The sequence below is a fragment of the Streptomyces sp. NPDC085460 genome (assembly GCF_044541975.1).
Taxonomy (GTDB): Bacteria; Actinomycetota; Actinomycetes; order Streptomycetales; family Streptomycetaceae; genus Streptomyces.
The window spans coordinates 246,378-259,362 of the sequence record NZ_JBITTO010000001.1 but is presented as its reverse complement, the minus strand read 5'-3'; the positions used below and the strand labels follow the sequence as shown (position 1 = coordinate 259,362).

The following is a 12,985-nucleotide window of genomic DNA, read 5'->3' as shown; positions in this document are numbered from 1 at the left end:
AGGGAGAACGACGTGCCACCCAGGAGCAGCCCCACCGCGCGCCAGCAGCGACTCGGCGCCGAACTGCGCAAGCTGCGCGAACAGTCCGGCATGTCGGCCCAGCAGGCCGCCGCGCTGCTCGGCGTCGACCGGACCCGCATCCCCAACGTGGAGTCGGGGCGCTTCGGCATCAGCCCCGAGCGGGTGCGCACCCTGGCCTTCAACTACGGCTGCCCCGACACGGCCCTGGTGGACCTGCTCGCCGCCATGGCCCAGGAGCGCGACCGCGGCTGGTGGGAGGAGCATCGCGGGCTGCTGCCGCCCACCCTTCTCGACATCGCCGAACTGGAGTACCACGCAGCCGAGTTGGCCACCGCCGTGACCACCCACGTGCCCGGACTGCTACAGACCGAGGAGCAGGCGCGGGCGGTCTTCGACACCGCCGTGCCGCCCCTGCCGGGACCGGACCTGGAGGCCCGGCTCGCGCTGCGGCTGCGCCGCCAGGAGACGCTGGACCGGCCGGTGCCCTACGAGGCGGTGATCCACGAGGCGGCGCTGCGGATGCAGTTCGGCGGCCCGAAGGTCGCCCGGGCCCAGCTGGAACACATCCTGGAGCAGTCCGAGCGGGCCACCGTCACCGTACGGGTCATCCCCTTCGCCGCCGGGGGTTTCCCCGGGGCGGGACAGTCGTTCACCTATGTGTCCGCGCCCGTGCCGCAGCTCGACACCGTCCAGCTCGACTCCTCGCACGGCTCGATCCTCCTCGACGCCGACATGAAGCTGCGCCGGTACCAGGGCCTGCTGGAACGGCTGCGCGGGCTCGCCCTGTCCACCGCCGACTCCCGCGCGTTCATCCGCTCGATAGCCCAGGACCTGTGAAGGACCCCACCATGCCTCACACCATGAACGTCACGTCGTCCGTCTCCCCCGCCTCCGCCACCGCTCCCGCCTCCCCCGTGACCCCCGCCGCCGAGATCACCTGGGGTGACGCCTTCTGCAGCGAGGGGGCCAACTGTTTCCGCTTCGGCCTCGACGACGCCGGCCGGGCCTACATCGGGTCGACCCTCACCCCCGGGGAGTACGTCAGCGACTCGGTCGAGGCGCTGCGCGCGCTCATCTCCGCGGTGAAGTCCGGCGCCGCCGACCATCTGCTCTGAGTAGCCGATCAGGTGTTCTCGGGTGACCGATCGCGACGTGACCTGCATCTCTTTTACCCGCACGAGCTGCGCACATAACGGAACGTAACCGGACAACGTCCGAGCGGGGCTTGGTCGGCGCCTTACGGAGCCTTAACCTACGGTTTCGTAACCTACGAGTCCGTAGGTAGTTCCGTTCGCTCTCTCTCCGTCCCCAGGAGTCCCCGTGACGCTCACCTCTCCCCACCTCGGCAGCTCGGCAGGGTGGACCGACGCCCGCTTGCTGTACGCGTTGGAAGAGGTGGTGGAGAAGGAGCTCAACCGGCACCTCAAGGTCGTCAAGGACTGGATGCCGCACGAGTACGTGCCGTGGTCGGACGCCCGGAACTTCCCCGGCTTCTTCGAGGACGGCGAGCCCTGGGACCCCACCCGGTCGCCGGTCACCGACATAGGGAAGACCGCCCTCGTGGTCAACCTGCTCACCGAGGACAACCTCCCGAGCTACCACCACGAGATCGCCAGCCTCTTCGGCCGCGACGGCGCCTGGGGCACCTGGGTGCACCGCTGGACCGCGGAGGAGGGGCGCCACGGCATCGTGATGCGCGACTACCTCCTCGCCTCCCGCGCCGTGGACCCGGACAAGCTGGAGCAGTTCCGGATGTCCCACATGAGCGAGGGCTTCGAGTCGGACAACCGCCACTCGATGCTGCACTCCGTGGCGTACGTGGCCTTCCAGGAGCTCGCCACCCGCATCTCGCACCGCAACACCGGCCACCAGTCCGGCGACCCGGTCTGCGACCGGATGCTGGCCCGCATCGCGCTCGACGAGAACCTGCACATGATCTTCTACCGCAACCTGCTGAAGGCCGCGCTGGAGATCGCCCCCGACCTGGCCATGCAGGCCGTCCGCGACGTGGTGGTCAACTTCCGGATGCCCGGACACGGCATCCCCGGCTTCGAGCGCGCCGCCGCCCAGATGGCGATCGGCGAGATCTACAACATGCGCATCCACCACGACGACGTCCTGGAGCCGGTGCTCCGGCACCTGAAGGTCCTCGACATCGCCGGTCTCGGCCCGGAGGGGCTGCGCGCCCAGGAGGAGCTGGGTCTCTACATGAACGGCCTTGACGCGGAGGCCACCAAGTTCGACGTGAAGCTCGCCGCCCGCAAGGCCCGCATGGCCGCGCGCGCCGCCGGCTGAGCACCACCGCACTCCCCCCGGGGGCGGCTCAGGAGCGCTGCGCGCGCCGGAGCCGCCCCCGCTCCTTCTCCGAGAGCCCGCCCCAGACCCCGAACCGCTCGTCGTGCGCCAGCGCGTACTCCAGGCAGGCGACGCGCTCCTCGCAGCCCCCGCAGAGCTGCTTGGCCTCGCGGGTCGAGGAGCCGGGGGCCGGGAAGAAGAACTCGGGTCCCGCCTGGGCGCACAGGGCGTTCTCGCGCCAGGAGAGGTCGCCGGCGGGGCGGGAGGCGGGGAGGGTCAGGACATCCGTGTCGGTCTGCATGGCTCCACCCTGACGCGGGGCGCTAAACACACCGTCAACGTCCGATCAATGCGGCTCGTCGGCCGCCCCGGAATCCGCGCCGGACGGCGAGCCGGCCTCCGCGCCGGACGGGGAGCCGGCCTCCGCGCCGGGAGCCGCGCCGGCGCTCTTCTTCGCCCGGCTCGGCTGGACCCGCTTCGGCTCGCCCGGCATCTTCGGGTACTCCGGCGGATAGGGCAGGTCGCCGAGGTCGTGCTCGGCCTCGTCGCGCCGGGCCAGTTCGAGGAGCGGCTCCAGGTCGAAGCGCTCGTCGTCCATGTCGGCGTGCACGTCGCCCAGCTCCGCGTACCGGGCGGGCATCGTGCGGATGTCGAAGTCCCTCGGCACCGCGTCGTCGATCTCCTCCCAGCGCAGCGGCGCGGAGACGGGGGCGTGCGGCCGGGGCCGGACCGAGTAGGCGGAGGCGATCGTGCGGTCGCGGGCCGTCTGGTTGTAGTCGACGAAGATCCGCTCGCCGCGCTCCTCCTTCCACCACTTCATGGTGACCCGGTCCGGCATCCGCCGCTCCAGCTCCCGGCCGCAGGCGATGGCGGCCCGCCGGACCTGGACGAAGGTCCAGTCGGGGCGGATCGGGACGAAGACGTGCAGACCGCGCCCGCCGGAGGTCTTGGGCCAGCCGCGCAGCCCGTACTCGTCGAGGACGGCCCGCAGCTCGTGGGCCGCGCGGACGGCGTCGGCGTAGTCGGTGCCGGGCTGCGGGTCGAGGTCGAGGCGGAGCTCGTCCGGGTGGTCGGTGTCCGCGCGCCGCACCGGCCAGGGGTGGAAGGTGACGGCGCCGAGGTTGGCGGCCCAGAGCACGGCGGCCGGCTCGGTGGGGCACAGCTCGTCGGCGGAGCGGCCGCTGGGGAAGGTGATGTGCGCGGTGGGGATCCAGTCCGGGAGGTACTTCGGGGCCCGCTTCTGGAAGAAGGACTCGCCGGTCACCCCGTCGGGGTAGCGCTCCAGGGTGGTGGGGCGGTCCCGCAGGGCGCGCGTGACGCCGTCGCCGACGGCGAGGTAGTAGGTGACCAGGTCCAGCTTGGTGTAGCCGGGCTCCGGGAAGTAGATCTTGTCCGGGTTGGAGACGCGGACGGTGCGCCCGCCCGCCTCCAGTTCCACCGCTGCCGTCTTGCCTGCCATGGGCGCCACCCTAGAGCTCGCCGACCTTTGCCGCATACCGGACAATCAACCCATGGATCTGCCGGTGATGCCGCCCGTGAAGCCGATGCTCGCCAAGTCCGTGAAGAAGATCCCGCCCGGGATGCAGTACGAGGCCAAGTGGGACGGCTTCCGGGCGATCGTCCATCGCGACGGCCCCGAGCTGGTCATCGGCAGCCGTACCGGCAAGCCCCTCACCCGCTACTTCCCCGAGCTCGTCGAGGCGCTGCGGGAGCGCCTGCCGGAGCGGTGCGTGGTGGACGGCGAGATCGTCATCGAGCACGGCGGCCGGCTCGACTTCGACCGGCTCAGCGAGCGGATCCACCCGGCCGACTCCCGGGTGCGGATGCTCGCCGAGACCACCCCCGCCCGCTTCGTCGCCTTCGACCTGCTCGCCCTCGGCGACGACGCCCTCCTCGACACCCCGCTCGCCGAGCGCCGCGAGGCCCTGGAGCGGATGCTCGACGGCGTCACCGCCCCCGTCCACCTCGCCCCCGCCACCCGGGACGCCGAGCTGGCCGCCCGCTGGTTCGAGCAGTACGAGGGGGCCGGGCTCGACGGGGTGATCGCCAAGCCCCTCGACCTGCCCTACCGGCCCGACGCGCGCCTGATGTACAAGATCAAGCACGAGCGGACCGCCGACGTCGTCGTGGCCGGCTACCGCTTCCACAAGAGCGGCCCCGTCGTCGGCTCGCTCCTCCTCGGTCTGTACGACGACCGGGGCGCCCTCCAGCACGTCGGCGTCTGCGCCGCCTTCACCGCGCAGCGCCGCGCCGAGCTGATCGAGGAGCTGGAGCCGCTGCGGATGGACCCGCCCGACGGGCACCCGTGGGCCGCCTGGGCCGAGGAGGCCGCCCACGCCGGGGCCAGGCTGCCGGGCGCGCCCAGCAGGTGGTCGGGGAAGAAGGACCTGTCCTGGGTGGCGCTGCGGCCCGAGCGGGTCTGCGAGGTCGGCTACGACCACATGGAGGGCGACCGCTTCCGGCACACCGCGCAGTTCAAGCGCTGGCGCCCGGACCGCACCCCGGAGTCGTGCGGGTACGACCAGCTCGACGAGCCCGTCTCGTACGACCTGTCGGACGTACTGAGCTGACGATCGTCCCGGTCCTGGCGTCCAGGCGCCACGTGATTTCCTTCACATCACGACCGCCGTCCAGGGGCTTGCGCCCCGCCCGGCCCGCCCCGCCGCCCTCCTCCGCCGCTCGCGTCGCGCAAGATCCGTACGGAATCCCGGACCGGCGCCGTGCCCCGTACCTGCGGGAACGCCCGCCCGCGCGATCACCAGGCCCGGAGGGTGCCGGAAGGGTGCGCCCGCGCACTGCCGGCGGGGCGGGCGCCCCCGGCGTACGGCGGCGCCGGAGCCGTACCGGAACCGCTTCCGCCATCCGGTACGTATGGAGGTGAGAGCCCTTCCCGTCCGCCCCCACGAACCGCTAGGACTGACCCGTGATCGCCTCGCCCTCCCCCCTCGTCCCCGTCCCGATCCCCGACCGCGTGGCCGCCCTCATCGGCTCCTGCCTGCCCGCGCACGTCCTCCAGGCGGAGATCGAGGCGGACTGCGCGGCGCGCGAGGTCTACCGCTTCCGCGGACCGCTCTGCGCCGAGGACCGGGCCGACCGCGAACACGCGCTGGCCGTTCTCGCCCGGGCCAACAAGATCCTGGCCAAGCACCACCCGACCCTGCCGGTACGCCCCTGACGGTATCGCCCGTTCGGCCGCACCCGTCGGGCAGCGGAAGCCGGGCGGTGTGACGCTGCGAGGGTGACCACGACCAGCGACGCAAGCCCCGCCGCCCCGGCCGCGCCCGCACCGCCCGTGCTCGACGGGCGCCGCCGCAACATCGTGTTCGGCACGATCATGCTCGGCGTACTGCTGGCCGCGCTCGACCAGACCATCGTGGGCACCGCCCTGCCCACGATCGTCGCGGACCTCGGGGGCGCCGCCCACATGTCGTGGGTCGTCACCTCCTACCTCCTCGCGGAGACCGTGGCGACGGTCCTGGTCGGCAAGTTCGGCGACCTCTTCGGCCGCAAGGTGATCTTCCAGATCTCCGCCGTCGTCTTCATCACCGGCTCGTTCCTCTGCGGCCTCGCCACCAACATGACCCTGCTGATCGTCTGGCGCGGTCTCCAGGGCATCGGCGCCGGCGGGCTCATGGTCACCTCGATGGCGCTGATCGCCGACGTCATCCCGCTGCGCGAACGCGGCAAGTACCAGGGCGCGATCGGCGCCGTGTTCGGCGTCTCGACGGTCATCGGGCCGCTGCTCGGCGGCCTGTTCACCGACCACGCCAGCTGGCGCTGGGCCTTCTACGTCAACGTCCCGATCGCCATCCTCGTCGTCATCGCCGCCGCCCGCACGATCCCCTCGGTCCGCTCGGCGAGCCGGCCGGTCATCGACTACCTCGGCATCGCGCTGGTCGCGGTCGGCTCCAGCGCCCTGATCCTGGCGACCAGCTGGGGCGGGAACGAGTACGCCTGGGGCTCCGGCGTCATCATCGGGCTCTTCGCCGGCGGCATCCTCGCCCTCGGCCTGTTCTGCTGGGCGGAGTCCCGGGCCGCCGAACCCATGCTGCCCATGCGGCTGTTCCGCAACCCGGTCTTCACCGTCTGCTCGGTGCTGAGCTTCGTCGTCGGCTTCGCGATGCTCGGCGCGATGACTTTCCTGCCGACCTATCTCCAGTACGTGGACGGGGACTCGGCGACGGTCTCCGGCATCCGGACCCTGCCGATGGTCGTCGGCCTGCTCATCGCCTCCATCTTCAGCGGCAACGTGGTCAGCAAGACCGGCCACTACCGGATCTTCCCCATCGTCGGCTGCGCGGTGATGGGGATCGGGCTCTTCCTGCTGTCACTGATGGACGAGACGACCGGCACCTGGGCGGAGTCGCTCTACATGTTCGTGCTCGGCGTCGGCATCGGCCTGTGCATGCAGGTCCTGACGATCGCCGTGCAGAACACCGTCGACTACGCCGACCTGGGCACCGCCACCTCCGGCGTCACCTTCTTCCGCACCCTGGGCAGCGCCTTCGGCACCGCCGTCTTCGGCACGATCTACGCCAACGCCCTGGAACCCAACCTGACCGCGGGGGTCGCCGAGGCGTCCGCCCTCGCCCGGCAGGCCGGGCTCGACCCCTCGGGCGTGGCGACGGCGGCGCAGAGCCCGCAGGGGGTGCACGGGCTGCCCGACGGGGTCGCCGAGCCGATCGTCCGGGCCTACGCCGACACCCTCCACACCGTCTTCCTGTGGACCGTCCCGGTCGCCGCCGTCGGCTTCGTCGTCGCCCTCTTCCTCAAACAGGTGAAGCTGCGCGACACGGTCCGGGAGGCCGCCCCCGACATGGGCGAGGGCTTCGCCTCCCCCACGAGCAGCGGCGACTCGGCCAAGATCCTCGAACTCGCGGTGGGCCGACTGCTGCGCCGCGTGGACATGGACACCGCCCGGCGGATCGTCGCCGGCTCCGACACCCGCCTCGACACGGCCGGCGCCTGGGCGGTCATGCAGGTCGAGCTGCACACCCGGACCGTCGGCCACGCCAGCCTCGGCCTCATCGCGGCGAGCCGGCGCCTGCCGCCCGAGGTCATCCTCCCGGCCTTCGACCGGATGGTCGACGAGGGCTTCCTCACCCGCGACGGCAACCTCCTCTCGCACACCCCGGCCGGCGCCCGCGAGGCCGAGATCATCACCCACGCCTGGGGCGACTGGCTCGCCGACCGCCTGGAACAGGAGCGCGGCCGCCCCAGCGGCCCCGAACTCCGCGTCGCCGCCGACGCCATCGCGAAGAAGGCGGTCGCGGAGGACCTCTCCACCGGCCTCCCGGCGGGCGGCACGTGGAACCGGACGGCGGTCGGCTCGGGACGGTGAGCCCGAGGGCCGGGAAACCGGCTCGCCTCGGGCTCGTCGCCGCCGTCACTCGCCTCGGGCACGTCGCCGCCGTCGGTCGCCTCGGGCACGTCGCCGCCGTCGGTCGCCTCGGCTTCGTCGTCGCCGTCAGTCGTCGGGGAAGTCGCCGTCGACGTAGACCCAGGCCCCGTCGTGGCGGGTGAAGCGGCTGCGCTCGTGGAGGGCGCCGGCCTCGCCTCCGTGGACGTACCGGGCCCGGAAGGTGACCGTGCCCCGCTGGTGGAAGGGGGTGCCCTCGCTCGTGTCCAGGATCTCCAGGCCCGTCCACCGCATGCCGGGGTCGAGGTCGAGGCCGCCGGGCCGGGTCTCGGGGGCCCAGGTGCGCAGCAGGTAGGCCGCGTCGCCGACGACGAAGGCGCTGTAGCGGGAGCGCATCAGCAGTTCGGCGGTGGGCGCGGTGGTGCCCGTACCGGCGTGGAAGCGACCGCAGCAGGTCCCGTAGGCGGCGTCGAGCCCGCAGGGGCAGGGCGCTCCGGCGGTGACCGGGGCGGGCGTGCGGGGGCGGGGGCGGGGGCCGGTCTTGCGTCGGGACATGCCGTCATTCTCCCCCAGCCGGCCACGCGGCCGGCCCCAGTGGCCGACTGCCCGGGATGCGGACGGCGGCGTGGACGCCGGGTCCGGTTCGGGCCGTCCGGCGGGGGTGTCCGAGTAGCGTACGGAGCATGCGACTGACGATTCTCGGAGGCGGCGGATTCCGGGTGCCGCTGGTGTACGGCGCACTGCTCGGCGACCACGCCGAGGGCCGGATCACCCACGTCACCCTGCACGATCTCGACGCGGACCGGCTGACGGCCATCGCCCGGGTGCTCGCCGAGCAGGCCGAGGGGGTGGTGGACGCGCCCGTCGTCACGGCCACCACCGACCTCGACGAGGCGCTGCGCGGCGCGGACTTCGTCTTCTCGGCGATCCGGGTCGGCGGCCTGGAGGGCCGGGCGGCCGACGAGCGGGTGGCGCTGGCCGAGGGCGTGCTCGGGCAGGAGACGGTGGGCGCGGGCGGCATCGCGTACGGCCTGCGGACCGTGCCGGTCGCGGTCGCGATCGCCCGCCGGATCGCCGCGCTCGCCCCGGACGCCTGGGTCATCAACTTCACCAACCCGGCGGGGACGGTGACGGAGGCGATGTCCCGGATCCTGGGCGACCGGGTCATCGGCATCTGCGACTCCCCGGTCGGTCTGGGGCGCCGCGTCGCGCGGGTGCTCGGCGCCGACCCCGACCGGGTCTGGATCGACTACGCGGGCCTCAACCACCTGGGGTGGCTGCGCGGTCTGCGGGTGGACGGGCGGGACGAGCTGCCCCGGCTCCTCGCGGACGAGGCGCTGCTGGGCTCGTTCGAGGAGGGGAAGCTGTTCGGCACCGAGTGGCTGCGGTCGCTGGGCGCGGTCCCCAACGAGTACCTGCACTACTACTACTTCAACCGGGAGGCCCTCGCCTCCTACCGGGGCGCCGCCAGGACCCGCGGCGCCTATCTCCTCGACCAGCAGGCCGGTTTCTACGCGGAGGCCGGCGAACCGGGGACCCGCGCCCTCGACGCCTGGCACCGCACGCTCGCCGACCGGGAGGCGACGTACATGGCGCACAACCGGGAGGCGGCCGGGGCCGGCGACCGGGCCGAGGAGGACCTGGAGTCGGGCGGCTACGAGAAGGTGGCGCTGGCGCTGATGCGGGCGATCGCGCGCGGTGAGCGGGCCACGCTGATCCTGAACGTGCGCAACGGGTCCGCGCTGCCGGGTCTCGACGCCGACGCGGTGGTCGAGGTGCCGTGCCTGGTGGACGCGGGCGGCGCCCGTCCGGTGGCCGTGGACCCGCTGCCGTACCACGCCATGGGGCTGGTCCAGGCGGTGAAGGCGGTCGAGCGGGAGGTGCTGGCGGCGGCGGAGAGCGGGGCGCGGGCGGACGCGGTGAAGGCGTTCGCCCTGCACCCGCTGGTGGACTCGGTGGCGGTGGCCCGCCGGCTGCTCGACGGCTACACGGCCGCGCATCCGGGGCTCGCGTATCTGCGGGGATGAACGCGTCAGGCCCGCGGAGCGGACTCCACGGGCCTGACGCGCGTACGGGTACGGCTCAGGGCTTGCGGGCCACCGCGGCCCAGCCCGGGATCGGGTCGTCGCCCTGGACCGGCACCGGCTCGCCCAGCTCGGGGTGCCACTCGGCGGTGAGCGACACGCCGGGCTCGACGAACTCCAGGCCGTCGAAGAAGACCGCCAGCTCGTCGCGGGTGCGCGGCCGCAGGGTCAGCCCCCGCGCCTTGTACATGCCGACGGCCTTGGCCGCGCCTTCGGGGTCGAAGTCGCCGGTGACCTGCGAGAGCACGAGGTAGCTGCCCGGGGCGAGCTGGTCGACGAGCTTGGCGACGATGTCGTGGGCACCGTCCTCGTCCCCCAGGAAGTGGAGCAGGGCCAGCATCGACAGGGCGATGGGCTGGTCGAAGTCAAGGACCTTTCCGGCCCGTTCGAGGATGGTCTCGGGGTCGCGGGCGTCCGCCTGGATGTACTCGGTGGCCCCTTCGGGGGTCGAGCGCAGCAGGGCGGCGGCGTGCGCGAGCACGATCGGGTCGTTGTCGCAGTAGACGATCCGGGACTCCGGCGCGGCCGCCTGCGCGATCTGGTGCAGGTTGGGCTCGGTCGGGATCCCGGTGCCGACGTCCAGGTACTGGCGCACGCCGCGGTCGCTGAGCCAGCGGATGGCGCGGTGCATGAAGGCGCGGTTGACCCGGGCCATGTCCCGGCCGCGGGCGTCGACGGTGAGGAGCTGGCGGGCCATCTCCTCGTCGACGGGATAGTTGTCCTTGCCGCCGAGGAACCAGTCGTACATCCGCGCCGGGTGCGGCTTGCTGGTGTCGATCCGTATCTCGCTCCGCGCGGAAGCGGGTTCCTCGGTCATCGGCTCTCCTGGTCGGGACGAACGGGTGGCGCTGCTACAAGAGTTACGCGACGGTAGCGGGGTGACGGAAGGGGTCAGGTGAGCAGAAAGTCAGCCTGACCGGATTTGGCTCCCGCGATGAACGCGGCCATCTCCCCGTGGGTGTAGATGAGGGCGGGTCCTTCAGGGTCTGCGGACTGTCGCACGGCGACCCTGCCGTCGGCCAGCTTCATGGCCTCCACGCAGTTGCCCCCGTTCCCGCCGCTCCAGGGCTTGTGCCATCCCTCGGCACCGAGCTCCGCGGCGGGCATGCCGTTGTATATGCGATCCATTCACAGCTCCTTGCGGAGATCCCTGAGGATCTCCTTCGTGCGTTGTGCAGTCGCGGCCTGCGCCGCCATACGGTCCATGACCTCCAGGTGGGACGCCACCTCGGGGCGTGCGTCGAGGTAGACGGCGCCGGTCAGGTACTCGCTGTAGACCATGTCCGGGAGTTCGGGCATGGCGAAGCGGAAGAGGACGAAGGGACCGTACGTGCCGGGGTGGTGGCCGGACGCGAACTCCGCGATCTGCAGGGTGACGTTCGGCAGCTCGGACGCTTCGAGCAGCCGGTCGAGCTGGTCGCGCATCACCTCGGGCCCGTCGCCGACCGGCCGGCGGAACACCGTCTCGTCCATGATCACCCAGAACTTGGGGGCGTCCTCCCTGGTCAGCAGGGACTGGCGCTCCATCCGCAGGGCCACATGCCGGTCGATGTCCTCTTCCCGCGCGGCGTCACCGCCGCCGCCGACCGCTCCACTGCGCAGAATGGCGCGGGCGTACCCCTCGGTCTGGAGCAGACCGGGGACGAACTGGGGCTCGTAGGCCCGGATGAGGCTCGCGGCCCCCTCCAGGCTGACGTACATGGAGAACCAGCCGGGCAGCACGTCGTGGAAACGCTGCCACCAGCCGGGCAGGTTGGCCTCCTCGGCGAGGGCGGTGAACGCCTCCGCCTCGGCGTCGGTGATCCCGTAGGTCTTCAGCAGCAGCTGGACGTAGGGGATCTTCAGCGCGACCTCGGCGGTCTCCATGCGGCGGACCGTGGCCGGAGCGACGTGGAGGACCTTGGCGGCCTCCTCCCGCTTGAGGCCCGCGCGCTCGCGCAGGTCCTGCAGACGCCGGCCGAGGACGACCTGTCCCACGGTGGGGGCGGACCGCGGCTCGCTCACTCTCAGACCTCCCCGACGCGCTGTTTCGATGAGTGTGCCACGAAGCCCGGCCAGAGAGAACACGGCACTCTGCAATTTTCAGAGTGCCACTTGCCAAGTGTCCGAGTCAGGAGGACAGTGTTCCGGTGAACCAGTACACACTGCCGCCGGTGCGCCCCCGGGCCCCGGCGACAGCGGTGTACGGCAGCCCTGCCCACTGTTGTGAGGAACCGGTCGTGGCTTCTGGTAACGCGCAGCCCTCAGGTCTCATGAGCTCCCGAGTCATGGCCCAGCGCCCGCAGCACCGCCACGACCCCGCCCCTCACGACCCCCGGCACTGCGAGTCCCACCACCGCGAACCGCTCCACCGCGACGCCCTCCGCCGCTTCGCCTTCGAGCTGCCCGCCCGCACCGAGTCCGTGAGCCGCGCCCGCCACCTCGCCGAGGAGCGGCTGGCCCTGTGGGGCCGCGGCGCCGAGATACGCGACACGGCCGCCCTGGTCGTCTCCGAACTGGTCACCAACGCGGTCCTGCACACCGCCAGCAGCCGGATCGTCTGCGAGCTCCGCGAGGGCGCCGAAGCGCTCCGGATAGCCGTCCGGGACGAGGGCGGCCCCGCCGGCCCCCGGATCCGCGACTGCGGCGCGGACGAACGCGGCCGGGGCCTCCTGATCGTCGACGCGCTCTGCGCGTCCTGGGGGGCGGAGCGCACCGGCCACGGCACGGCGCAGATCGTCTGGGCGGAGCTGCCCCACTCCCTGGGAGAGCCATGCTGAAGTCCATGGCCACCCTGCTCGTCCCCCGCGCCCGCCGCTCCCCCGAGAACGGCCCCGGACGCGCCCCCGCCGTCACCGCGACCCGCCTCACGGTCCCCACCGGCCTGAACACCGGGCTCGGGTGCGACGCCGTCGGCGTCCCCGCCCGCTTCGGCTTCAAGATCCTCTCCCGGCTCCCCGCCAAGGGCTGCGTGTACGCCGACACCGACTGGTGGTGGTGGCTCGTCCCGGCCGGCTCCGACCTCGACCTGACCTGGCCGCTGCCCGCCTGCTACGCCCCCGGCGCCGAGATCCCCGACCGCGGCCCGCGTCTGATCCACCACCCGGACGGCACCTCTCCCTACACCCCGCCGATCCCGCTCTACCTGCTGGCCTGCCAGCTCACCGGGACCGCCCCCGCCTGGCCGGCCCCGCCGGTGCGCAGCGCGTTCTGACGCGCCTCGCGCGGGCTGCGTAGAGTCGGCCCC

General features: G+C 72.6%; 15 protein-coding genes. 9 read left to right on the top strand and 6 right to left on the bottom strand.

Annotation, left to right across the window (positions count from 1 at the left end):
- The first annotated feature begins 12 nt into the window (after positions 1-12).
- From ACIGHB_RS01155 to ACIGHB_RS01145, 3 genes are all read left to right on the top strand, one after another.
- On the top strand, positions 13-858 hold the full coding sequence (locus ACIGHB_RS01155) for a helix-turn-helix transcriptional regulator (protein ID WP_360315924.1): 846 nt from the start codon (positions 13-15) through the stop codon (positions 856-858).
- A gap of 11 nt (positions 859-869) precedes the next feature.
- Positions 870-1,136, top strand: a complete 267-nt coding sequence (locus tag ACIGHB_RS01150) for a hypothetical protein (protein ID WP_399908466.1) — start codon at positions 870-872, stop codon at positions 1,134-1,136.
- Between the two features lie 205 nt (positions 1,137-1,341).
- Positions 1,342-2,316 (top strand): acyl-ACP desaturase, encoded by a 975-nt coding sequence (locus ACIGHB_RS01145; protein ID WP_399908463.1) that lies wholly within the window; start codon positions 1,342-1,344, stop codon positions 2,314-2,316.
- Positions 2,317-2,344: 28 nt separating this feature from the next.
- Here ACIGHB_RS01145 and ACIGHB_RS01140 read toward each other — a convergent pair whose 3' ends face one another.
- Both ACIGHB_RS01140 and ligD read right to left on the bottom strand, forming a co-directional pair.
- Positions 2,345-2,617, bottom strand: coding sequence for a WhiB family transcriptional regulator (locus ACIGHB_RS01140; RefSeq protein WP_360315931.1), 273 nt, complete (start codon positions 2,615-2,617; stop codon positions 2,345-2,347).
- 45 nt (positions 2,618-2,662) lie between these two features.
- Complete coding sequence (gene ligD, locus ACIGHB_RS01135) at positions 2,663-3,775, bottom strand: non-homologous end-joining DNA ligase (RefSeq protein ID WP_360315934.1); 1,113 nt, start codon at positions 3,773-3,775, stop codon at positions 2,663-2,665.
- Positions 3,776-3,827: 52 nt separating this feature from the next.
- On the opposite strand from ligD, the gene ACIGHB_RS01130 reads away from it, so the two are divergent.
- The 3 genes from ACIGHB_RS01130 to ACIGHB_RS01120 all read left to right on the top strand — a co-directional run bounded on the left by ACIGHB_RS01130 (position 3,828) and on the right by ACIGHB_RS01120 (position 7,657).
- Positions 3,828-4,886, top strand: a complete 1,059-nt coding sequence (locus tag ACIGHB_RS01130; protein WP_360315937.1) for an ATP-dependent DNA ligase — start codon at positions 3,828-3,830, stop codon at positions 4,884-4,886.
- A gap of 356 nt (positions 4,887-5,242) precedes the next feature.
- Complete coding sequence (locus ACIGHB_RS01125) at positions 5,243-5,491, top strand: hypothetical protein (protein ID WP_388874417.1); 249 nt, start codon at positions 5,243-5,245, stop codon at positions 5,489-5,491.
- 159 nt (positions 5,492-5,650) lie between these two features.
- A complete protein-coding gene (locus ACIGHB_RS01120; protein WP_399909334.1) occupies positions 5,651-7,657 on the top strand; it encodes an MDR family MFS transporter in 2,007 nt (668 codons plus the stop codon).
- A 126-nt stretch (positions 7,658-7,783) separates the two neighbouring features.
- Here the strand turns inward: ACIGHB_RS01120 and ACIGHB_RS01115 are convergent, their stop codons facing one another.
- Positions 7,784-8,230 carry a YchJ family protein gene (locus ACIGHB_RS01115; RefSeq protein WP_399908459.1) on the bottom strand — a complete coding sequence of 149 codons (447 nt, stop codon included), beginning with the start codon at positions 8,228-8,230 and terminating at the stop codon, positions 7,784-7,786.
- Between the two features lie 128 nt (positions 8,231-8,358).
- On the opposite strand from ACIGHB_RS01115, the gene ACIGHB_RS01110 reads away from it, so the two are divergent.
- Positions 8,359-9,702: a 6-phospho-beta-glucosidase gene (locus ACIGHB_RS01110; RefSeq protein WP_399908456.1), complete on the top strand. Its 1,344-nt coding sequence runs from the start codon at positions 8,359-8,361 to the stop codon at positions 9,700-9,702.
- 55 nt (positions 9,703-9,757) lie between these two features.
- On the opposite strand, the gene ACIGHB_RS01105 is transcribed toward ACIGHB_RS01110, so the two are convergent.
- The 3 genes from ACIGHB_RS01105 to ACIGHB_RS01095 all read right to left on the bottom strand — a co-directional run bounded on the left by ACIGHB_RS01105 (position 9,758) and on the right by ACIGHB_RS01095 (position 11,763).
- Positions 9,758-10,576, bottom strand: coding sequence for an SAM-dependent methyltransferase (locus ACIGHB_RS01105; RefSeq protein ID WP_360315950.1), 819 nt, complete (start codon positions 10,574-10,576; stop codon positions 9,758-9,760).
- 74 nt (positions 10,577-10,650) lie between these two features.
- Positions 10,651-10,887: a DUF397 domain-containing protein gene (locus ACIGHB_RS01100; RefSeq protein WP_360315952.1), complete on the bottom strand. Its 237-nt coding sequence runs from the start codon at positions 10,885-10,887 to the stop codon at positions 10,651-10,653.
- The gene (locus ACIGHB_RS01095; protein WP_360315955.1) at positions 10,888-11,763 is read right to left on the bottom strand and encodes a helix-turn-helix transcriptional regulator; all 876 of its coding nucleotides are present in this window, start codon (positions 11,761-11,763) and stop codon (positions 10,888-10,890) included.
- A gap of 248 nt (positions 11,764-12,011) precedes the next feature.
- Between ACIGHB_RS01095 and ACIGHB_RS01090 the strand changes: the two genes are divergently transcribed.
- Positions 12,012-12,518: an ATP-binding protein gene (locus tag ACIGHB_RS01090; protein WP_360315958.1), complete on the top strand. Its 507-nt coding sequence runs from the start codon at positions 12,012-12,014 to the stop codon at positions 12,516-12,518.
- Positions 12,512-12,952: a hypothetical protein gene (locus ACIGHB_RS01085; protein ID WP_399908451.1), complete on the top strand. Its 441-nt coding sequence runs from the start codon at positions 12,512-12,514 to the stop codon at positions 12,950-12,952. The genes ACIGHB_RS01090 and ACIGHB_RS01085 overlap by 7 nt, the downstream gene beginning before the upstream one ends.
- Positions 12,953-12,985: the final 33 nt, after the last annotated feature.